Raw genomic sequence first — 20,353 nt, 5'->3', positions numbered from 1 at the left:
AGATTTAAAAAGATGATCAAGCTTTGTCTTTATGTAAGCTGAAATTTTCATCTTTTTCTTGAAAAAATTCTATAAAAGGTAAAAACTAAAGCCTATCGCAATGTAGGTACCAACAAGTAAAACACCTTCGAACCAGTTGGAATCACCATCGTTCACAACGGTCACCGTCATGAGAGCGGCAAGAATCATCGCAATCATTTCCGCTGTATTAAACACAAGAGGCAAGAAATCATACAAGTATGAGAACAGAACAAGTATAGGAGCAACAAACATGGCCGTTTGGACGGTTGAACCAATGGAGATCTCCACCATTACGTCCATTCTGTTATTATAGGCCATGGCAATTGCTGACACGTACTCTGCAGCACTTCCCACTATGGCGACAACAATAATTCCAATAAAAACGTGACTCCAGCCTAAAGCAGCACCTACTGGCTCAATGGTGCCAACAAGTTTCTCACTAATATAAGCTAGTACAATTGTCGCCAGTCCAAGCACAACGATTGCTTTCTTTTTTCCCCATTCTGGTTCCTCTCCATTTTCTTCTGCGTTTCCGGTGAAAATCCCTTTATGCGTGACAAGTTTAAAAAGAAGAGCAAGCAGGTAAATGGTCAGCATCACAATAGCAAAAGAAGTGGATAGAACCTGCATATCTTTATCATCCAAGCGTTTTGCAAAGATAAACGGCAATACAAAAGTTACGATAATAGCAAACATTAAGAGGGAAGTATTATGTCGTGTTTTAAACACACTAAATTTTTGCTTTTTAAATCGAATACCTCCAACGATCATGGATATTCCACTGGCAAAAAGAAGATTAACAAGAACTGCTCCCGTAATGGAGGAAATAACGATTGTATTTAATCCTTTACTTAATGCAAAAAATGAAATAATAATTTCCGCAGCGTTGCCAAACGTAGCGTTCAGTAATCCGCCTGCTGTTGGACCTACTACAACGCTAAGGCTTTCAGTGGAACGTCTAATGTAATTAGCCAAACTAATTAATGTCACGCAATAAATAAAAAACATGAAAATATAATTCCAATTAAACATGCTGCCAATAATTGAAAGAGGTACACCAATAATCATAAAAATAAAAAAGACTTTATTCATATTTTCCTCCATGGTCATTTATAGATCCTATAGCAAGAAGAGAAGCTCTATATTATCTTAGCGTTTTTATTAATATAACTCTTAAGACTTTTGTTATTCACATGGAGAGTGCAACTAGCAATTAACTCGATGCATAGAAAGAGAACATACGTAATAGCTGCTACAAAAGGAGACTAAAGTTAAAAAAAGAAAAGAACCTTACAAGATCAAACGTTATGAACTCCTCAGCATAAGCTTCAAAGTATACTGAATAGTCTTTTCTGAATAACTAATATGTATCTTTTACATGTTCAAAAGATATGAATTTTTCAAACGTCTATAATTGACGTTTTCGTTAACGTTAAGTTTGGGTAATGTAGTTTATAGAGTTAAAAATAATTAGAATGAAGGACCATTTAAATATGATTCAAACTGGTAATTATCATTAAAGGAGAGAGCTATCATGTATACACTTGGAGAACTATTAGAGCAAAGAGCTAAACAATCTGCTGAAAAAGAGGCTTTAATTTGGAGTACATCTTTCCATACATTTAAAGAATATAATGAACGTGTCAATCAGCTGGCTCATTACCTGTTAAGCCATAATGTTAAAAAAGGAGATCGAATTGCAATTCTATGTCAAAATAATCATCCGTTTCCTACCATTCTGCTAGCTGCATTAAGAATTGGAGCCGTAGCGGTTCCTATTAGCTGGCAGCTGACGAAGTATGAAATTATCGATATTTTAGACAGTGCACAACCTAAAGTTATTTTCTACGACCAAAAATTTCATGAGGTTATTCCTTTTGATTCTGAAATATTAAATGACGTTATTACTTTACAAGTAGGAAGAGAAAATAGTGTGGAGACAGTTGAAGAATATAATGACATTTTTTCTGCGTATTCTATACTAAATCCAAATATACAGGTCTCTCAAGATGACATTGCGATGCTTCTTTTTACTTCTGGAACAACTGGCAATGCAAAGGGCTGTATGATTGAGCATGGTCACGTGTATTCTTATATACAACCATCGAGTCAACGAATAGACTATGAAGAGGATGGTCGATTTCTTGCCTCGCATCCTTTTTATCATATGAGTTCTATTAACAATATTTTAAAATCTGTTTCCAACGGAATGGGGTTGTTTCTGTTGTCAGATCCTACACCAGAAATCATGTGGGAAACGATTGAAACTCACGAGATCACTATGATGCTAGCGTTTCCTTCTATGTATATGCAAATGCTTGAAAGAGTGAAAAATGCAGAGTCAAAGAACTCTTCACTAAAGGTTGCTATTGCAGGAGGAGCAAAAGTTCCTGCTTATCTTATTAAGGAATATGATAAATTAGGCATTAGAATGATCCAAGGGTATGGAAGTACAGAAGCATGGACAGTGAGTGTATGGACACCGGATATGGGAAATGAAAAAATTGAATCGGCGGGTAAGCCTCTTTCTGGTGTAGAAGTAAAAATTATGGATCCTGATTCAGGACAAGAAATGAAAACGGGAGAAGTTGGAGAGATTATTATAAAAAGCCCCTATTGTTTTAAAGGCTATTGGCATAATCAAGAGGCGACTGACAAAGTTCTTAGAAACGGCTGGTTCTATATGGGGGACGCTGGAAAGATAGATCAAGACGGCTTTTTATATATTATGGGACGCTATAAAGATGTTATCGTATATGGCGGTGATAATATCTATCCCGATCAGGTCGAAGAAATCATTGAGCAAATGGATACTGTTATAGAAGCTGCTGTAGTAGGCGTAGAAGATCCTGTTTATGGAGAAAAACCTGTAGCTTACGTGGTAAAAGATCCTGTTTCTCCTTTAACAAAAGAAGATATTCTAAACTATTGTAGAGAACGATTGGCAAGTTACAAAGTTCCAGAAGTTTATTTTATTGATCAACTCCCTAAAAATCAGCTCGGTAAAGTATTAAAAAGAGAACTGAAATGAAGAGGGTTAAAAGCGCGGACTGAATGCAGCCCGCGCTTTTATAATTTAATAGAAGTAATATCATTTTAACGCAAAAATGTTAAGTAGAAAGTTTCCTGATATCAGAGTAACAAATACAAAGTGTATTTTCATATTCAGATTCGTATCCTGTAAATACGAGATTTCTTTCTTTATCATCGTAGTGAAATCCGAATTTCTTTAAATCATCTTTCAAGATATCTTCACTAATTTTAATGGAAGAAGCAATATCTTCATAAGAAGCACCATTATTTAGCTTTTGAACAATCTCACCTATTAACAAGTTACGACCTCCAGTAGCATATGTTTCTTCAGTAATAATTTATCCTAAATAGCTGCTTTTATGAAAGTTGTGCGGAAAGCCATTCTAGATTATTAAAATTTGCATTGAGTGCTTCGTTTGCTAATTAGTGAATTAATTATGTTTTTTCTTTTTACGATAATCATTAAAACAATAAATGAAAAAAATACTCACAAAAAATCCAACGAAGAGACCAACGAGACTTTCTAATTGAAAATCTTTTTCCCCAATTATTTGGCCGTAAATGATTCTGAATATCACACCAAAAAAAGAAAGAACAACAGCCGTTGTGGTAATACGTAAAAAGTTAATAAAATCACACCTTTTTACAAAGTGTATTCCCCTTTTTTAATACATTTAAAGTTAAGACTGATTATAGGAGGTTCTAAAGTGCAAGTGAGAATATCACTTAGAAAACACAATAAATAATACAAATATGGAACTTTTATGAAATTCGTTCGTAAAAGATATAGGAGGCGATAATATGGATATATCAAGTGTTAATTGGGCGGACGTAGCTTTTCAAATCTTTTGGTTAATTTTATTGGTTTCTTTAGGTTTGTTTATTTATAAAGTCGTTCAAGTTAAAAAAAGAAATAAACGTTTTGTTAAGAATGAATGATCCTTTTATACATAAAGATGTGAATGGAGTATTCAAGCAAAAGAGGTGTTTTTTTGAGAAAATTGATAAAAAAATATTCATTTATCTGTACAGGATTCTTATTTGGTTATTTTCTTTTACTGATTTTAGGCTTAGATGTTTCTATTAGTATGTTTAAAGTGTTTATACCAGTAGCAGCTGTAGGACTGTTGCTTGGAGAAATTATAAATATGACTTTTAATCATCATCAGACTAATATGAACTAACATTATAATTCCGCTCAAAAATTACATAAAAACAAATAAAAGCATAAGACAAGAAAGGTAGAGTATATATGGCTTGTTGCAATCATTGCAATTACAAATGGAACGCTAAAAATGTATGGTTACTTGGGTTTTCTAAGAAAGGAAAGAAGTGTCCTAAATGCCATACCAGACAATTTATCTCCTTTAAAGGTGCTGGTTCTTTAATGGGGCTAGGTTATTTAAGTGGGATTGTTGCTATATCTCTTATTGGTTTATTTCCGTTTATCGTAAAGCTAACAGATAAAGAAGAGCACAGATGGAAGTAAATTAAAAAAGCAAAGAGAATATTAATATTCTCTTTGCTTTTTTCTTGGTTTTACATTCATAGAAGCCATATAGTAAATCAATTATAAAACACCTTTGTTTTACTACTTAATTCTCTTTTTCTGATACCACTTCAGCTTTACCTGGCCAGAAAGCAAATCTTCCTAAAACCGTAGTGATCGCAGGTACAAGGAATGGTCGCACAATAAAGGTATCTAACAGAACACCTAAAGCCGTGATAATTCCGAACTGAACCAGAACTTGAATAGGCAGTGTTGCTAGAACCGCGAATGTAGCAGCTAAAATAATTCCAGCTGATGTGATAACACCGCTTGTTTCACTTACGCCTTCTTTAATCGCTTGTTTTAACGGCATGTATTTCTTTTTCTGCCAGATGCTTGAGATCATAAAAATATTATAATCCTCACCAAGCGCCACTAAGAATACAAATGCGTATAAAGGAATCGCTCCTTGGATAGCATCTGCTCCCATGATATTGTGGATGATGAGCCAGCCTAAGCCTAAAGCTGCACTGTAAGAGAGGATAACGGTTCCCACTAAATAAAGCATAGCTACAATAGAACGCAAGTAAGCCACTAGCAGCAGCGATATAAAAATAATAATTAACGGGACAATAATACTGTTGTCTTTATCACTAACAGTCATCGTGTCATATTGCGTCGCTGTTTGACCGCCAATCCATACTTTGGATTTTACTGAGGAAACTCCGGACTGTGACAGTGCCTTTTCGGCTGCATCTTTCAAGTCTGGAATAGCCTCCATAGCTGTTATACTATATGGATTTACATTAAACGTGACGTCATATACCTTTAAATCCTTATTACTTTTACCGCTTTGAGGTGCAGAAACGGTACTAATAAGATCGTTTTTCTTTAACTCTTTTTCTAGATTTACCGATTTTCCTTCTGTATCAATTACTACTTGTGCTGGTGCTAGTTCACCAGGAGAGTAAGCGTCAGAGATAATCGTAAATCCTTCACGAGAAGGCATATCTTCAGGGAAAGAAGACAATAAATCATACGTGTACTTGATTTGACTAGAGTATATGGATAAAGCTCCAAAAAAGACTAGACAAGCTACAATGATTGTCCATGGTTTAGTCGTCACCACATTACCGATCCAATTCCCGAAACGGTTTTTCTCTTTTCGGTCACGCACCGGTTTTCCTTTCTTTTTCGCCAATTCTTCTTCCATTTCGGGAGTGCGAGGAACAAAAGGATAAAAAGAACCTCTTCCCATAACTGCAAGCAGGGCAGGAATAAGAGTTAAGCTCGCTAATCCCATAACCAGAATAGATAAACTAAACGGGATTGCAAAACGGTGGTAAGCCCCGTACTTTGCTACGATTAAAGCTAAAAGAGAGATGACAACCGTAAAGCCACTCATCGCTATAGCACCTGAAGCACCTTTAAAGGCGGTGATAAGTGCTTGTCTCTTATCTTTTACTTTGCGAAGCTCATCGCGATAATGAGAAATTAAAAATAAACAATAGTCTGTTCCGGCTCCAAATAATAAAACGGTCATAATGGATATGGACTGTGAATCGACCGTAATCCATCCTTTATCTGCTAAAATACCGAGAGTTGGACTCAGCACCCCATAGGCAAAACCTACACCGATCAAAGGAATAATCGCTAAAATGGGGGAACGATAAATGACAAGAAGTAAAATTAAGACTAATAAAACTGTCGCGATTAGTAAGGAAACGTCTGCTCCTTCAAATAGGCTGGTTGCATCTACTTGAATTCCTACAGGTCCTGTAACGCGCGTGCTTAGCTTATCTTTTTCATCGATATCCGTCGCAAAAGAATCGTATGAAACATTCTCTTTTACTTGTTTTTTAATCGTATCTAGGTTTTTTTCTAGTACATCCGTTTCAACGTTTTCTTCAAAGAAAATAGGCTGTACAAGAGTTGTTCCGTCTTTCGAAACCATCTTTTGCAGAGCTGCTAACGGTAATTTATGCAAAGGCGGAGTAGACGTTTGTGCTTCTAATGGTTTCTTTTCTAAATCCGCCGCCATTTGCTGAATAGATTTTAGATCATCATTATTCAAACCTGATTCTTTGTGCCATGTAAGTAAGGCAGGAACCCCTGATGAATTAGGGAATTCTTTCTTTATAAGATTTTCAGCTTCTACGGAAGGTGAATTCTCACTTAAGTTTGGTGCATTGTTTACTTCCGTCTTATTCACAGCAGGCCAAGCAATCGTGAGGACTACAGTTGCCAAAATCCATACGGCAATTACAATCCATCGACTCACTTTCCCAGTCATATATCGACTGAATGTTGCTAAAGGTGATTCTTTCATTAATTCTCCCTCATTTCCAAATCTGTTTGTTTCTATTACAATATATATAGAACCTTCAATAATTATATATACCAGAAGGTTAATTAATCAACTAGTTTAAATGTGGCAATTTCTTGAACTAGAAGGAGGCCCTCTTATGAATACTGATAAGACACCAAAAAAAAAGCCTGGCAGACCCAAAATAACAACTGAAAATAATATAACAAGAGAGCAAATTTTAAAGACTGCTGCCCATTTATTTATGGCATATGGATATGAAAGAGTCTCAATGGAGCAAGTAGCTGAGGCTAGCGATGTGACTAAGGCTAGTGTTTACTACTACTTTAAAAATAAGGCCACTTTATTTACCGTTTCGGTATCAAGCATGTTCCAACGTATTACAAAACAGACAGAGAAATTATTACAAAATTCCAAAGGGCTGAAACATAGATTATACGAGGTAACATTGGATCACTTAAAGAGACCGCATATTGATTTTGAAACATTATTGCAGGAAGCTACTTCTTCGCTTACAGAAGATCATATTCATGAAATTCGTGAAGCAGAGAAAGCCATACATCAGGCATTGGAGAACGTATTCAAACAAGCTGCAAACAACGGTGAAATTGTCGTAACAAGCCCTCGCTTGCTTGCGCATACATTTTCTATGGTCACAATGATTCGGAATAAAAAAGAATTAATAACTGAATTAGGAGGCCCTGAAAAAACGGCTCAGGCTCTAGTAGATCTTTTTTGGGTAGGGATTAGTCCTAATTGACCTGTTTTATTGCATGGTACAAAGAAGAAATAAAGAACGGCTAAAAAATATTCATCAATATTTTTTAGCCGTTCTTTTCATTGGTCGCAAGCACTTTGTAAAAAAAAGTCTGAAATAATACCCATTACCTATTAACCATCCAACTTATGGAGATGTTGGCCCGAAGTTTTCATTAATCATGTAAAAAAGCGAAGTTATATGATAAAAAACGTAAAAATTTAATAATTTGGTTTTTATTTGTATTTAAAGCAGTATTTTATAGAAGGTTAGTGTTAAAATAATGAAAATCCTATCTTTTAGGGTTGCCTTTAGCATATATGGTTATTCTATTGTAAACAAAACCTTTAGCATAGCAGCTTACATTTTGGAAAGGGGAGAAGCGGATGGAATCTATTTGGCTCGAATACGTATGGGCATTATTGATCCTAATTGGATTAGAAGGATTATTATCAGCTGACAACGCTCTTGTACTGGCAGTTATAGCCAAGCATTTACCCGAGGATCAGAAAAAAAGAGCGATTAATTACGGAATTCTGATGGCATTTATTTTTCGATTTGGAGCTCTTTTTGCCATTTCATTTATCGCCAACGTCTGGTGGATACAGGCCATAGGAGCCGTTTATCTCCTGTATCTAGGTTTGAAGCATGTCATTCAGGCGCGGTTTGGGAAACATAATGAGAATATTCATGATGATGATGAGAAGGAGTCTGCTGGAAAGGGGTTCTGGCCAACAGTGGGGAAAATTGCGTTAGCTGACCTTGCTTTTGCCATAGATTCTATTTTAGCTGCAGTGGCCATAGCTCTTGGGCTTCCGGATTCACAGTTTGGAGAAATCGGTGGGATGGATGGAGGACAGTTTGCAGTTGTAGTTCTTGGAGGAGTTGCAGGTCTTATCTTAATCAAGTTTGCAGCAACCTGGTTTGTAAAACTTCTCGAAAAGCGACCTGCCTTAGAAACGACAGCATATGCAATTGTTGCCTGGGTCGGTGTGAAACTTGCGGTTATTACTTTTGCACATAAAGATATCGGGGTCTTAGATTCTCATTTCCCTCATAGCACTGCTTGGACACTGATTTTCTATGGAGTATTAGTTGGTATCGCGCTATTGGGTTGGTTTGCACCGGGCAATAAGTCATCAGAAAAATCATCGGCTTAAAAGTAATCGAGCGTAATGCGCACCCTGAATTTACTAATTACCCTTACTCTTCCCGTCAAAATGGATCCCTATTTCAGCATTTGAAAGGATGTTTAGATTCTATACAAAAGTGAGTTTTGCTGGTTCAGGCCTAACGATCAAGTGCGTTAACCCAAGCAGGGTTAACGCACTTTTTAATTGAAACGATTGTGAAAACGAACTTAGTTATTTTATTTATTATTTTTGTTCCCTTTACGATAATCAGTAAAGCAGGAAATCAAGAAAACCCCCCAAAAAAACAATGAACTAACTTAATTTTAAGTCCGTACGGTTAAGGTGTAGACTTATTTTTATGATTTGCAAAATCGTTTTTTTTTTTGGAAATTATTCTTGGAAACCTTGACTTAAAGCTAACTTTAACTTGCATTAAAAAAGCAATTAGATAAAGCCATCGAACTTCATTTTTGATCCGTAAGTATAATGATTTGCAAAATCTTAGATGTTTTACAATACGTCAATTCCAGTACTTTAGGAGTAATATAAGTAGTAGCGCTATCTTCATATTGAACAAGGCTATAAAGCTTTTTTTTATTTCAAGTATATTCATAAAAGCACTTCTTTCCGTATTTTATGCTATAATAATCCCTAGTTTTTTAGTTTGTATAGAGAGGTGTAAAACAGAATGATGCCAAAATATCTGCAAGTAGCTGGCCAAATTGAATCTGATATTACTGAGCATGTTTATCAAAAAACAAATAAACTTTTGACTGAAGATGAATATGCAGCAAAGTATCAGGTGAGCCGTAATACAGTACGAAAAGCAATTGAAATTCTCGTAAATAAAGGATATGTATATCAAGTTCAGGGCAGCGGTGCATTTATTCGTAATCATCACAACAATGGATACGTTAATCTTGAAAAGCTACAAGGAGTTACCAATGACTTTAGTGACCGTCTTGTAGAAAACAAGCTCCTAGATTTTAAAGTAATTACTGCGGACGAGGAACTCGCTCAAAATATGGGATGCAAGATTGGATCACCTATTTATTATGTGAAAAGGCTAAGATATGTTGATGGAGATCCATTTTCAATTGAAACTTCATATTTTAACAAAAATCTTGTTAAATATCTTGATGAAAATATTGTAAAAAAATCCATTTATACATATTTACGCAATGACCAGCAACTAGCAATTGGCTTTGCAGATCGTGTTATTCGTGCCGATTATCTTATGTGTGAGCAAGCTGATTTATTGGGATTAAAAGAGAATGATCCGGCTTTGGTGGTAGATAATACGGTTTATTTAATAAACGGTGCTATTTTTGATTATTCACAGTCAGTGCATCACTTCAAACATGTAAAATTGCTAAAAGTATCAAATATGAAGGGTAGTTAAGGTGCAAAGAGAGCTCAGGGCTCTTTTTTTTTTTGTCTGAAAATAAAAAAAATAGTTTACATATGAATCTGAGTAAGTTATTATAAATTTATAAAATTTGTACCAACAAATTAGATTTGTACTTACGAAAGGGTGTACATATATGGTTGAAGAATCGATTGAGATTAGCTCTGAAGATATTTTTGGATTAATTGCATTTTCAGGTGATGCTAAAGCGAGCTATCACGCTGCTTTACATCTGCTCAGAGAAAACAAAGTAGAAGAGGCAGAAGCAGAAGTAGCAAAAGCGAATTCAATTTTAAACGAAGCACATGCTATTCAAACAAAATTTGTCACACTAGAGGCCCAAGGGAAATCGGCACGGGTTGGTGTATTGATGGTTCATGCCCAAGACCATTTGATGAACACGATCTTAGTAAAAGAGCTATTGGATCATATGATGACCATGCAAAAAGAAATTAACTTATTGAAAGGGATGAATTGATATGGTGAAGATTGGATTATTCTGTGCAGCAGGTATGTCAACAAGTATGCTAGTGGAGAAAATGAAAGCGTTTGCTGGTGAGCGTGGTGTAGAAGCTGAGATTGCAGCTTACCCTGAGTCAGAGATGGAAAAGTATGTTGATAATATCGATGTTGCTTTATTAGGTCCTCAGGTAAAGTATTTGTTAAACAAAGGAAAAGCTGTTTGTGAACCAAAAGGTGTCGCTATTGATGTTATTAACACGGTGGATTACGGCATGATGAATGGTGCAAAAGTACTTGAACACGCGATTAAATTAGCGAATAAATAAACGGGGTGAATGATTTGAAAATGCCAAAAGATTTCTTGTTCGGCGCAGCTTCAGCTTCTTATCAAGTAGAAGGGGCATGGAACAAGGACGGTAAAGGGGTTTCGAACTGGGACGTCTTCTCAAAGATTCCCGGTAAAACATTTGAAGGAACAAACGGTGATGTGGCCATTGATCATTATCACCGATATAAAGAAGACATCGCACTTATGGCAGAGATGGGATTGGAATCGTATCGGTTTTCCATTGCCTGGACACGTATTCTTCCCAACGGTACAGGTGAAGTAAATCAAAAAGGATTGGAATTCTATAATAATGTCATTGATGAATGTTTAAAACACGGAATTGTTCCGTTCGTCACATTGTATCACTGGGACCTTCCTCAAACGCTTGAAGAAGAAGGCGGCTGGCTAAATCCTAAAACAGCCAATGCATTTGTCACGTTTGCTGATGTTTGTTTTAAAGCATTCGGCGATCGAGTACGGAATTGGATTACCTTTAACGAAACGGTTATCTTTTGTTCGTTAGGCTATTTAACCGGTGCTCATCCACCAGGAATTGAAGGGGATGCGAAAGCATACTTTCAGGCGACACATAATGTGTTTGTGGCTCATGCCCGTGCGGTTGAACTTTTCAAACAGTCAAGCTATGAGGGGGAAATTGGCATTACTCATGTTTTTAACCCGGCGTTTAGCATTGATGAAGACGAAGAGAACAAATTTGCAGAAAGACATGCGAATGCATATTCGACACATTGGTATTATGATCCAATTTTGAAAGGAGCTTACCCACAATATGTAATAAAAGAGCTCAAAGCTAAAGGGCTACTCCCGCAAATGACAGAAGAGGAACTGGATTTGCTTCATAGAACGGCACCTATGAATGATTTCATCGGATTAAACTATTACTGCCCACAGCGCGTAATGAAAAACGATTCAGCCCTCGTATTGTCTGGTGGACGTGAGAACTCAACAGGTAAACCTGGAAATCCTTCATTTGACGGTGTATACAAAACAGTCATGATGGAAGAAAAGGTATATACCAAATGGGGATGGGAAATCGCTCCTGATGCTTTTCTAGAAGGGATGCGTATGCTTAAAGAACGCTACGGGGACATCAAAATGTATATCACGGAAAACGGTTTAGGAGATGAAGATCCTATCGTTGGTGAAGAGATTCATGATCAACCTCGAATCGACTATATTGAAAATCATTTAAGCGCTGTCAAAAAAGCTGTCATGGAAGGAATTAACGTCTCAGGATACTTTGCATGGTCTGTCATTGATTTGCTTAGCTGGTTAAATGGTTATAAAAAACAATACGGATTCATTTATGTCGATCACAAAAATAATCTTGCAAGAAAACGAAAGCAATCATTCTTTTGGTACAAGGATATTATCGCTACACGCGCAGAAGAACTTTAAGGAGGTACCCCTATGGGTCGCTTAGAAAGTGTATTTGAAAAGTTCACCCCGTTCTTCCTTCGATTTGCAAATGCAAAACCAACACTTGCAATTAAGGATGGGTTTATTTTAACAATGCCGATGACAATTATCGGCTCTCTCTTTCTATTAATTCTCGCTGCCCCTATTCCAGGCTGGGAAGAGGCTATGGTGAAATTATTTGGAGAACAGTGGAACCTTCCACTTACCCAGGTTGTCGGTTCTACATTTGATATTCTGGCTCTTATTGGTGTGTTTGGAATCGCTTATTCATACGTCCGGAACGAAAAAATTGAAGGTACGCCAGCTGGTATTTTAGGTGTAGTTGCCTTCCTTATTATCACTCAGTCCTCTGTCTTGGCAAAAAGCGGAGAAACCGTCACAGGTGTTATTCCCAAAGTTTGGACCGGCGGGCAGGGTGTACTAGCCTCGATTGTAGTTGGTCTATTTGTTGGTTTTGTGTATTCGCAGTTTATTAAGCGTGATATTCGTATTAAAATGCCAGAAGGTGTTCCGCCAGGCGTTGCAAACTCGTTCTCTGCACTAATTCCTGGGTTTGCCATCATTACAGTAGCTGCCATTGTCTTTGGATTATGCCAAGCTTTTGCAAATAAGACATTCACTGAAATTGTTTATAAACTGCTGCAAGTACCCGTGCAAAATTTGACGGACACGCTTACTGGTGCAGTTCTTATCATGGTCTTAATGTCACTTCTTTGGTGGTGTGGAATTCATGGTGCTGCCATTATTATGGGAGTAATGGGACCGCTTCTAACAGCCAATGCTCTACAAAACCAAGCAATATTGGATTCTGGTAAAGAGCTTGTTGTAGGCGAGAATGCTAAAGTTGTAACCATTCAATTCTTGGATGTATTTACGAAACTAGGGGGATCAGGTATTACCATTGGTTTTATTATTGCAGCCCTTATAGTGGCCCGATCATCGCACTTAAAGCAGCTCGGTCGATTATCTTTAGCTCCTGGCTTATTCAATATAAACGAGCCAATCATTTTTGGTATGCCAATTGTATTTAACCCAATAATGTTTGTTCCTTTTATTATTGTTCCTGCAATCGCATCATTTATGGTTTACTTCTCTATCATTTGGGGATGGGTAGAGCCTTTCAATGCACTTCAGGTTCCTTGGACCACACCGCCGGTTGTTTCTGGCTTCTTGATTGGCGGCTGGAGAGGGGCTTTATTGCAAATAGTAACCATTGCAATGTCAGTAATGATTTATCTTCCTTTTGTCAGAATGCAAGATAGTATTTCTTACAATGAAGAGCTCGAAGCAAAAAAACAATCAGAAAGTAATATTGCTTAAAACAACTAAATAAAGAATTACCCCCCGTATACTTTTATAGGGGGAAATTCTTTATTTATGCACTTATAATGAAGTTATAGTCAATATTTTGAAGAAGAAAGTAGGATATACAATGAAATTTGTATTAGCTTGTGATATTGGTGGTACCGATTTAAAAATGGGGAAATTTTCTCTTTCCGGTGATCTTGTTGAATCCGTAAAAATACCTCTAGCCAATAGGAAAGGGCAGACTATTCTTACTCAAATTGAAAGCCGAATGGATTCTGATGTAGTAGGGCTAGCTCTAAGCATACCTGGTTTTATTAATCCTAATACAGGTTTTATTGAAATGGGCGGTGCTATTGAAGATTTTAATGGGTTCAATATCTTTGCATATTTTAAATAACAATTTCCTGATTTGGAAATAAGTGCAGAAAACGATGCGAATTGTGTAGCTCTAGCAGAAAAATGGAAAGGAAGTGCAAAAGAAGAGACTGACTTTCTTTGTCTAACTATTGGAACAGGAATTGGAGGCGCAATTTATTTGAACGACGCTCTTTATAGAGGGAGACGTAACCAATCTGGTGAGTTTGGACATATGTTCAGTGAACACGTTACGAGTGATAGTGCAGAAAATCATAAATTTAACAAAACAGCTACGCTGGCGGTTATTCGCCAAAAATATGCAGAGTGTATGAATATACCTTTTCAAAATGTCTCAGGTGAACAAATCTTTGAAGCTTACGACCAAGGGGAAGAAGTGGCATCGCTTCTGGTTAGTGACTTATATAGTGGATTGGCAATGAACATCTTAAACTTATATTATGTGTTTGCTCTTCCTACTTTTTATATCGGGGGAGGAATTACTTCAAGAAAAACATTCATAAACGAATTAAAACAGAGAATCTTAGAAATTGATCCAGCATTCTGTGCTGTTATCAGATCTACTAGTTTTGGAAATCAATCAGGTATGATTGGTGCAGTTTACCATCATATTGCGTCTCGAAAAACGTTGGAGTTAATTTGAGACTAAACAGTAGAGCTATGGCATGTACAGACCATAATGAAGAGATTTTCATCTAGATCTAGATAAGGTATAGGTAGAGAATTGAGTGGTTTATAGGTCAATATCAACATAAAGATTTAAATAAATAAGCGTAGCTGAAGTAAGCAGCTGCGCTTATTTATTTTTGCAAAGACCGTTCGTTAAAATGCAAAATGAAAATGTCCCTGCATTTATGAAAAAACACTGGAGTAGATAGATAACGCCTACCTACACATAAAAGAATAATCATTGGTAAAAGGGTTATGTATCTCAAGTATGACTTCTCCGCCTTTATCGTAACATTGTGAACTGATGCTTTCGATTTGCTTGCTATTAAAATAACTAGCGCAATTTACTAATACGGAGATGACAAGTAATAAGGTTAGAATAATGAGTAGTATGTCTTTAAATCTTATTTGAAAAGTTGATTGCAATTTTATGCTCCTCTCTAATTGATAAAACTCCACCATTCGTTATTCTACAGACAGCGTATTATTCCATATGACTAGTGAACAGTAATATGGATGTCAAAAATAGTAGAAGAAGAACATATAGTACAGATATTGTACCTAATTTTAAGACAAGTAGATTCATCATAATAAATAAAACACTGATAGATAAAAAAAGTCTGTACACAAAATCTAGTCTCTTATTCGCAAAAATATATCTCTTAGTGTTTTCTGAAGACTTATATCTTTTATCTATTACGCTTGTGCTAACTACTATAAATGCAAGGATGGACCATGGTATAAAGCTACTTTTACTGATAAGTAAATATACGGAAAATACGGCCAATAAGTAAGGAAATAAACGATGCTGAACATATCTTTGACTCATCTACACACATCACCTTTTCTAAAATTGGTATTTGCATTAGACATCTACTCAATAACTGTTCTCATTTGAGTTTGGTTATTCACTTCCAATTCGTTCACTCCTTAAGAATAGTTCAGGTTTGAGTATACCATAAAAGGTAATAAAATCCTTTTAATCTATAATATTGATCATTTTAAAATAATTTCATATGTTTTAGAGAACAATTACAATACAAAAAAGGTAGTGCATGTTGCATTACCTTTTTTTTGTACGTTTATTTTTTATATCTATGTAACATCGAATGGATCATGATAAAAAAAACGGGCATGTGGCATAATATTCTGCGCAAATCTTATCTTTCCATGTTAGATTCAACTAACTTCTGCTTCCATGTAACGAAATCCAAAAAACGTGTAATATGTGACACGGTAATTTTTAATTGATTTTTGTTTCACACTATTCCACTGATGTCCATTCGGCTTTGCTTGGTAACTTTGCACCATAAACTTATCCAGTGGTTCAAGTGACCACTTTCGGAAATTTTCTTCGAGTTCTTCTACTTTCTTTTTTTCTTCTGATGAACCTAAAGCGCTTGCTTCATTAGCTGTTATCCTTGGTATGCCAATAGCTACAATAATAATAACCCCAACAAGAATGCTCCAACTCAAAATCCGCTTTTTCATATTGGATATTTCTCCCTTTCTATTTTATTGCTTTATAGACAACTGGTGATGAAAGTTTAATCAATGTAGATGGCTCTCCAAAAGCCATAGATTCATCAATAAATGTTTCAAGAGATTGAACGGAAGTAGTTAAAACTTTTACTAGATAGTTGTATTGACCCGCCAAACGATGACATTCGATAACTTCAGGGTGTTCTTTACAATATTCTACAAATTGCTTGCATTTTGTATTGCTGTATAAAATAAAAGCAGTTACAGGTTTGTTGAAATTTTCAGGGTTAATTATTGCTCTATATCCATCTATTATGTTTTTCTCTTCAAGTTTTTTTACTCTTTCATTAACAGCAGGGGTGGATAAACCAACCAGCTTTCCCAACTGTGTAACGGACAAACGAGCATTCTCTTGTAGATGTAGTAATATATTTTTATCAATTTCATCCATAAAACATACCCCGCTTTAAATTATAAGTTAAAATAATGAATTTTCCGTCAATATTAAAGCTATTAATTAGTAATACAATAAAATTGATATGTGAAAATAGAAATTTATACAATACAATTTAATTATATCAAAAGGAGGGATTTAATGGCTTTAGAAATGAGAAATACATGCGAAAAGTGCAATAAGAAACTCCATAATAGCTCTGTTGCTTATATCTGTACACATGAATGTACATTCTGTGATAAATGTAGTGAAAGTGCGATGTATATTTGTCCTAACTGTGAAGGGGAGCTGGTCAAGAGACCAAGGAGGCAAGAAAATCCGCTAAGTTGCTCATTGATTTAGACATAACACTGTATAGATAGTGAAGTCAGAACAGCTACAATCGATGGAGTGGATGTGACATTAGTGGGTGATGGACATTCAACAACGGACAGTAATGGTTTAAGTGCTAAACAAATCATAAAGCATTATAGTGAAACTTTACATGGTCATTACAACGTTGCACACTTTTCAATTGTCAGAAATACAGAGTAAGACTTGTTTCGTCCGACACATTATTCACAAAGATAAGAGTACACAACTAAAATAAAGCTCTAAAAGTGTTTAATGGACGCTTTTTAGAGCTTTATTTCTGCATTATGTCTCAATCTAAGCAGGAAAGCCTCCCGTTGGCGGTGGCCATGCTCCGTTTAATCTTCTCATAATGACAATTTCACCTAGATGATAGCTGTTGTGAGAAGCAATATTACGCAGTAATCCCCCTGGGGTTTCACTTGGCCAAGCATCCAGAGGTTCTTCGATTGATAATGTCTCAGCTAAGTGACAAGCTTCGTCAATTCCATCACAAAAATGCTGGATCGTCTTTTGCCATTCTTCCTCATCAACCGGAGCAGGATGTTCAGGCCAGCTTTCACTTACACTTTTCGGTCTCTCAGGGTTTTCTCCTTTAGCAAGAGCAAGTAAAAAGTCTTGCCAATAGCTCATATGCTTCACTAATTGATAAATAGAGTAAGGTAATTCCTTTTGTTTATGTGAAGCAAGTTCCATATTAATGTCGGTTATTGCATTAATTGTTGGAAGATGACCTCTTTCACCTCTGAGTGATTTGATAAGTGCATCACGAAATGCTGTATTTGTTTGTGTCATGTTTTTCAGCCTTTCTTCTTCAAAGTCATACGCTTTTAACAGTCTAACACAAATCAGTTTAATATATGTACTTCTGTGATTAACGACTTACTATAACAAAGCGACTAAAATAAATAGTCTCAATCACAATTTTTTGTTTGTAAGTCACCTTTATATGAAGAAATATGGTTTAATATAAAATATATAGAAATAAGTAGAAAAAGGTACCCTTTATGGAAAGTGAAAAAGATTATGTGATTTTGAGAAAGACGATAACAACTCTTTCTACAAGCTTTATTTTAGCGTACCTTTTGACAGTAACAGGTCTGATTCAACAGCTAACTAGCGGAGAAGAACTATCGTATCATACTGGAAATGACATGGCAGGGTGGTTCCTTGTATATCTTTTTTATGTAGGGGTAGTTATTGCTGTATACGGAAATTTTGTCTCAGTTATACTGGACGCTATTCGAAAGAAATGGCTTCCCAACATGAGGTGGCTATTTGTCTTCTTCCATGGCATATTAGGTTTAATTAACGGTTTGTTTTTTCAAGATACATATTTGGCTTATTACGGGATGGCAGCTGCTATGTTATATGCATGTATAGATTGGTGGGTAGAAAGAAGAATTGACAGGGAAAAAAGTACAAAAGTATTGCTAATCATACCTCTTATTCTTTTACTTCTCAGTTGGAGTATATTCGAAGCGCTATCACCTAGCCTTCCGCCATTTACCCAAGAAGGTGCCATAGAGTTTGCGGCAAGTGGTGAAGGAACAGATATTGATTTATTTCCTGCTAAAGTTGGAATATGGAGAGGAACTTTTAGAGGGTATCAAATCGAAAGAACAACTCGTGCTAAAAAATTAAATAAAGAGTTTTATCTAGTGACGTTTGAAGAAAACTGGACTAAAGGTAAACAAAAAGGACGCTATATAATGTCTTATAAAGTAGATCGCACCAGTGTCTCAGGGTATGGCGGAAGTGGCACAACACCTCCTTATTATGAGAAGGTATTAGAACAATAAAATAGTAAAAATTAAGTTTATGGATAAAGGAGCTTTGATCTATGTCTAAAATTTCTCTAGCAGAGGCTGTGAAATTGAAAAGTGTATTATCAAAACGAATACACGAATTAGAAGAAGAGATGGACCGTGTTGCATTTGTAGAGATTGAAAAAGGGGAGAAGATTCCTCCTCAGGCTCGATCACTAGCTCATGTTGAACAGGATTTAGAGGATATTCGAAAGGATTTGCGTCTACTTGATAAATTAATGTATCAAGCCAATATTCAAAATAATATTACTTATAATGAACACAAACTAACAATTGTAGAAGCGATTGAATATGCCACTCAATTACGTGCCAAAGCAAGAAAATACAAAGAGTTTGGATCATCGTCTAAAGGAGAATATCCTTACTATGGAGAAGGGGTATCCATTATTAAAGTGGCTACATTTGATCCTGAAGAATATCGTCTAAGAGGGCTAGAGGTTGAAAAGAAAGCAAATAGATTATCGAATTTAATTAACGCTAAAAACTATCAAATAGAGTTAGAGTTTGATGGAGATAAATATTTTTAATCCTTGAAGAGGTGAGACTCCCTTCAAGGCATAGAAGGAGAATGTTTAGTGTACTCAAAGTACTATTGTGATGGCAAGTGATAAAACCAATAATCCAATGACCCATTACACCGTTACTATTTACCAATAACCAACTATAGCAATGGACGGTCGATGACCAATACCTCCTTGTTTTTAACTCCTTCTATGGTGCCCTTACTTATAAGTTAAGTAAGGGCCTTATTTATCTTATTTTTATTAGAAAGCTTTCAGTATAATAACCCCTGTAATAATAAGAGTAACGGAGATAATCTTTCTTTTGTTTTTTGATTCCTTAAATATATAAATACCTAACAGCGTTGTACTAGCAATCGTTAGCCCTGCCCATATAGCAAAAACAATACCCATTTCAAAATAGTGTGTCGTTAGAGAAATAAAATAAATACAGGCAATGAACAGCAAGAATGCGCCTATCGTGGGAACAGTTTGTCTAAAGCCTTTAGATAGTTTTACACACATTTGCCCTGCAATGCCTAAAACTAAGCCAATCGTTAAAAATACGTATCCCATTACGCTGCCCTTCTTTCTTTAGAACTTCCTTTAATGTTAAGAGAAACTGCACCAATTACGATAAGAGAAACTCCTAAGATTTTAGATAAGGAAATAGTTTCATCAAAAAAAATAATACCTGTGACAACAACAAGTACGGTTGCTCCTCCTGCATATAAAGCACTTGCTACTCCTACTTCACCTTTGGCGTTAAGGACCATATAAGCAGCAATCGAAGAACAATAAAATAGTATGGCTAAAACAGTCGGAACAAAGTTTGTGAATCCATTTGTAAGATTAAGAAAAAATACTGCGATTACCTCCAAGATGATGGCAAGAAACAATAGTAAATAAAACAATCAGATTTCCTCCTTTTAGTCACCTCATTTTAAGAACTTTACGTAATGGCTACTAAATAATTGCAGTAGCACTC

Annotated in this window: 24 protein-coding genes and 1 pseudogene; 17 read left to right on the top strand and 8 right to left on the bottom strand. The window is 35.9% G+C overall.

All coding sequences use genetic code 11. From position 1 onward, the window contains the following. Nucleotides 1-69: 69 nt before the first annotated feature. Nucleotides 70-1,113, bottom strand: a complete 1,044-nt coding sequence (gene cax / locus ACRPLY_RS05135) for a calcium/proton exchanger (RefSeq protein WP_154991489.1) — start codon at nt 1,111-1,113, stop codon at nt 70-72. A 442-nt stretch (nt 1,114-1,555) separates the two neighbouring features. On the opposite strand from cax, the gene ACRPLY_RS05130 reads away from it, so the two are divergent. Further along, nucleotides 1,556-3,052 (top strand): class I adenylate-forming enzyme family protein, encoded by a 1,497-nt coding sequence (locus ACRPLY_RS05130; RefSeq protein ID WP_154991488.1) that lies wholly within the window; start codon nt 1,556-1,558, stop codon nt 3,050-3,052. 79 nt (nt 3,053-3,131) lie between these two features. Here the strand turns inward: ACRPLY_RS05130 and ACRPLY_RS05125 are convergent, their stop codons facing one another. Then, on the bottom strand, nt 3,132-3,353 hold the full coding sequence (locus ACRPLY_RS05125; RefSeq protein ID WP_028413859.1) for a hypothetical protein: 222 nt from the start codon (nt 3,351-3,353) through the stop codon (nt 3,132-3,134). A 502-nt stretch (nt 3,354-3,855) separates the two neighbouring features. On the opposite strand from ACRPLY_RS05125, the gene ACRPLY_RS05120 reads away from it, so the two are divergent. From ACRPLY_RS05120 to ACRPLY_RS05110, 3 genes are all read left to right on the top strand, one after another. Then, nucleotides 3,856-3,993: a hypothetical protein gene (locus ACRPLY_RS05120; protein WP_165635762.1), complete on the top strand. Its 138-nt coding sequence runs from the start codon at nt 3,856-3,858 to the stop codon at nt 3,991-3,993. 53 nt (nt 3,994-4,046) lie between these two features. Then, the gene (locus tag ACRPLY_RS05115) at nt 4,047-4,238 is read left to right on the top strand and encodes a hypothetical protein (protein WP_033578587.1); all 192 of its coding nucleotides are present in this window, start codon (nt 4,047-4,049) and stop codon (nt 4,236-4,238) included. Nucleotides 4,239-4,306: 68 nt separating this feature from the next. After that, nucleotides 4,307-4,543, top strand: a complete 237-nt coding sequence (locus ACRPLY_RS05110; protein ID WP_154991487.1) for a hypothetical protein — start codon at nt 4,307-4,309, stop codon at nt 4,541-4,543. A gap of 106 nt (nt 4,544-4,649) precedes the next feature. Here the strand turns inward: ACRPLY_RS05110 and ACRPLY_RS05105 are convergent, their stop codons facing one another. After that, on the bottom strand, nt 4,650-6,872 hold the full coding sequence (locus ACRPLY_RS05105) for an MMPL family transporter (RefSeq protein ID WP_432231638.1): 2,223 nt from the start codon (nt 6,870-6,872) through the stop codon (nt 4,650-4,652). Nucleotides 6,873-7,008: 136 nt separating this feature from the next. Between ACRPLY_RS05105 and ACRPLY_RS05100 the strand changes: the two genes are divergently transcribed. From ACRPLY_RS05100 to ACRPLY_RS05060, 9 genes are all read left to right on the top strand, one after another. After that, the gene (locus tag ACRPLY_RS05100) at nt 7,009-7,629 is read left to right on the top strand and encodes a TetR/AcrR family transcriptional regulator (protein WP_033578589.1); all 621 of its coding nucleotides are present in this window, start codon (nt 7,009-7,011) and stop codon (nt 7,627-7,629) included. Nucleotides 7,630-8,012: 383 nt separating this feature from the next. Further along, nucleotides 8,013-8,786 (top strand): TerC family protein, encoded by a 774-nt coding sequence (locus tag ACRPLY_RS05095; RefSeq protein ID WP_033578590.1) that lies wholly within the window; start codon nt 8,013-8,015, stop codon nt 8,784-8,786. A gap of 661 nt (nt 8,787-9,447) precedes the next feature. After that, nucleotides 9,448-10,161: a GntR family transcriptional regulator gene (locus ACRPLY_RS05090; RefSeq protein WP_155017175.1), complete on the top strand. Its 714-nt coding sequence runs from the start codon at nt 9,448-9,450 to the stop codon at nt 10,159-10,161. A 142-nt stretch (nt 10,162-10,303) separates the two neighbouring features. Continuing rightward, nucleotides 10,304-10,645: a PTS lactose/cellobiose transporter subunit IIA gene (locus tag ACRPLY_RS05085; RefSeq protein WP_014460688.1), complete on the top strand. Its 342-nt coding sequence runs from the start codon at nt 10,304-10,306 to the stop codon at nt 10,643-10,645. A 1-nt stretch (nt 10,646) separates the two neighbouring features. Next, complete coding sequence (locus ACRPLY_RS05080; RefSeq protein WP_014460687.1) at nt 10,647-10,955, top strand: PTS sugar transporter subunit IIB; 309 nt, start codon at nt 10,647-10,649, stop codon at nt 10,953-10,955. A 14-nt stretch (nt 10,956-10,969) separates the two neighbouring features. Next, the gene (locus ACRPLY_RS05075; RefSeq protein WP_432231637.1) at nt 10,970-12,376 is read left to right on the top strand and encodes a GH1 family beta-glucosidase; all 1,407 of its coding nucleotides are present in this window, start codon (nt 10,970-10,972) and stop codon (nt 12,374-12,376) included. A 12-nt stretch (nt 12,377-12,388) separates the two neighbouring features. Then, nucleotides 12,389-13,717 carry a PTS sugar transporter subunit IIC gene (locus tag ACRPLY_RS05070; RefSeq protein ID WP_098627288.1) on the top strand — a complete coding sequence of 443 codons (1,329 nt, stop codon included), beginning with the start codon at nt 12,389-12,391 and terminating at the stop codon, nt 13,715-13,717. Nucleotides 13,718-13,829: 112 nt separating this feature from the next. Beyond that, a complete protein-coding gene (locus tag ACRPLY_RS05065) occupies nt 13,830-14,102 on the top strand; it encodes a hypothetical protein (protein WP_432231636.1) in 273 nt (90 codons plus the stop codon). A 12-nt stretch (nt 14,103-14,114) separates the two neighbouring features. After that, nucleotides 14,115-14,723: an ROK family protein gene (locus tag ACRPLY_RS05060; protein ID WP_432231635.1), complete on the top strand. Its 609-nt coding sequence runs from the start codon at nt 14,115-14,117 to the stop codon at nt 14,721-14,723. Between the two features lie 1,205 nt (nt 14,724-15,928). Here ACRPLY_RS05060 and ACRPLY_RS05055 read toward each other — a convergent pair. Together ACRPLY_RS05055 and ACRPLY_RS05050 are read right to left on the bottom strand one after the other, a co-directional pair. After that, entirely contained in the window at nt 15,929-16,240 is a 312-nt protein-coding gene (locus ACRPLY_RS05055; RefSeq protein ID WP_155017178.1) for a hypothetical protein, read from the bottom strand. 19 nt (nt 16,241-16,259) lie between these two features. Further along, the gene (locus ACRPLY_RS05050; protein WP_047751251.1) at nt 16,260-16,682 is read right to left on the bottom strand and encodes an Lrp/AsnC family transcriptional regulator; all 423 of its coding nucleotides are present in this window, start codon (nt 16,680-16,682) and stop codon (nt 16,260-16,262) included. A gap of 144 nt (nt 16,683-16,826) precedes the next feature. On the opposite strand from ACRPLY_RS05050, the gene ACRPLY_RS05045 reads away from it, so the two are divergent. Together ACRPLY_RS05045 and ACRPLY_RS05040 are read left to right on the top strand one after the other, a co-directional pair. After that, nucleotides 16,827-17,027, top strand: coding sequence for a DUF1272 domain-containing protein (locus ACRPLY_RS05045; RefSeq protein ID WP_165635767.1), 201 nt, complete (start codon nt 16,827-16,829; stop codon nt 17,025-17,027). Nucleotides 17,028-17,033: 6 nt separating this feature from the next. Beyond that, nucleotides 17,034-17,219 (top strand): annotated as a pseudogene (locus ACRPLY_RS05040) (cysteine hydrolase); the annotation flags it as partial. Between the two features lie 114 nt (nt 17,220-17,333). Here ACRPLY_RS05040 and ACRPLY_RS05035 read toward each other — a convergent pair. Beyond that, nucleotides 17,334-17,831, bottom strand: a complete 498-nt coding sequence (locus ACRPLY_RS05035; protein ID WP_033578599.1) for a DinB family protein — start codon at nt 17,829-17,831, stop codon at nt 17,334-17,336. Between the two features lie 212 nt (nt 17,832-18,043). Here ACRPLY_RS05035 and ACRPLY_RS05030 point away from each other — a divergent pair, with 212 nt between their 5' ends. Together ACRPLY_RS05030 and ACRPLY_RS05025 are read left to right on the top strand one after the other, a co-directional pair. Further along, nucleotides 18,044-18,838, top strand: coding sequence for a hypothetical protein (locus tag ACRPLY_RS05030; RefSeq protein WP_432231634.1), 795 nt, complete (start codon nt 18,044-18,046; stop codon nt 18,836-18,838). A 41-nt stretch (nt 18,839-18,879) separates the two neighbouring features. Further along, nucleotides 18,880-19,392: a DIP1984 family protein gene (locus ACRPLY_RS05025; protein ID WP_432231633.1), complete on the top strand. Its 513-nt coding sequence runs from the start codon at nt 18,880-18,882 to the stop codon at nt 19,390-19,392. Nucleotides 19,393-19,629: 237 nt separating this feature from the next. Here the strand turns inward: ACRPLY_RS05025 and ACRPLY_RS05020 are convergent, their stop codons facing one another. After that, complete coding sequence (locus tag ACRPLY_RS05020; protein WP_028413842.1) at nt 19,630-19,941, bottom strand: DMT family transporter; 312 nt, start codon at nt 19,939-19,941, stop codon at nt 19,630-19,632. Next, a complete protein-coding gene (locus tag ACRPLY_RS05015) occupies nt 19,941-20,279 on the bottom strand; it encodes a DMT family transporter (RefSeq protein WP_154972788.1) in 339 nt (112 codons plus the stop codon). The genes ACRPLY_RS05020 and ACRPLY_RS05015 overlap by 1 nt, the downstream gene beginning before the upstream one ends. Nucleotides 20,280-20,353: the final 74 nt, after the last annotated feature.

Source organism: Priestia sp. TGN 0903, assembly GCF_050846855.1.
GTDB lineage: Bacteria > Bacillota > Bacilli > Bacillales > Bacillaceae_H > Priestia > Priestia zanthoxyli.
Note: the sequence above shows the minus strand (reverse complement) of the source record. Positions and strands in the feature narration are given on the sequence as shown.

Coding starts and splice junctions, on each gene's coding strand:
- ACRPLY_RS05055 (WP_155017178.1), bottom strand. CDS start 16,240: ATGAAAAAGCGGATTTTGAGTTGGAGCATTCTTGTTGGGGTTATTATT.
- ACRPLY_RS05110 (WP_154991487.1), top strand. CDS start 4,307: ATGGCTTGTTGCAATCATTGCAATTACAAATGGAACGCTAAAAATGTA.
- ACRPLY_RS05120 (WP_165635762.1), top strand. CDS start 3,856: ATGGATATATCAAGTGTTAATTGGGCGGACGTAGCTTTTCAAATCTTT.
- ACRPLY_RS05085 (WP_014460688.1), top strand. CDS start 10,304: ATGGTTGAAGAATCGATTGAGATTAGCTCTGAAGATATTTTTGGATTA.
- ACRPLY_RS05105 (WP_432231638.1), bottom strand. CDS start 6,872: ATGAAAGAATCACCTTTAGCAACATTCAGTCGATATATGACTGGGAAA.
- cax (WP_154991489.1), bottom strand. CDS start 1,113: ATGAATAAAGTCTTTTTTATTTTTATGATTATTGGTGTACCTCTTTCA.
- ACRPLY_RS05020 (WP_028413842.1), bottom strand. CDS start 19,941: ATGGGATACGTATTTTTAACGATTGGCTTAGTTTTAGGCATTGCAGGG.
- ACRPLY_RS05090 (WP_155017175.1), top strand. CDS start 9,448: ATGATGCCAAAATATCTGCAAGTAGCTGGCCAAATTGAATCTGATATT.
- ACRPLY_RS05050 (WP_047751251.1), bottom strand. CDS start 16,682: ATGGATGAAATTGATAAAAATATATTACTACATCTACAAGAGAATGCT.
- ACRPLY_RS05065 (WP_432231636.1), top strand. CDS start 13,830: ATGAAATTTGTATTAGCTTGTGATATTGGTGGTACCGATTTAAAAATG.
- ACRPLY_RS05045 (WP_165635767.1), top strand. CDS start 16,827: ATGGCTTTAGAAATGAGAAATACATGCGAAAAGTGCAATAAGAAACTC.
- ACRPLY_RS05025 (WP_432231633.1), top strand. CDS start 18,880: ATGTCTAAAATTTCTCTAGCAGAGGCTGTGAAATTGAAAAGTGTATTA.
- ACRPLY_RS05070 (WP_098627288.1), top strand. CDS start 12,389: ATGGGTCGCTTAGAAAGTGTATTTGAAAAGTTCACCCCGTTCTTCCTT.
- ACRPLY_RS05030 (WP_432231634.1), top strand. CDS start 18,044: ATGGAAAGTGAAAAAGATTATGTGATTTTGAGAAAGACGATAACAACT.
- ACRPLY_RS05095 (WP_033578590.1), top strand. CDS start 8,013: ATGGAATCTATTTGGCTCGAATACGTATGGGCATTATTGATCCTAATT.
- ACRPLY_RS05100 (WP_033578589.1), top strand. CDS start 7,009: ATGAATACTGATAAGACACCAAAAAAAAAGCCTGGCAGACCCAAAATA.
- ACRPLY_RS05130 (WP_154991488.1), top strand. CDS start 1,556: ATGTATACACTTGGAGAACTATTAGAGCAAAGAGCTAAACAATCTGCT.
- ACRPLY_RS05080 (WP_014460687.1), top strand. CDS start 10,647: ATGGTGAAGATTGGATTATTCTGTGCAGCAGGTATGTCAACAAGTATG.
- ACRPLY_RS05035 (WP_033578599.1), bottom strand. CDS start 17,831: ATGACACAAACAAATACAGCATTTCGTGATGCACTTATCAAATCACTC.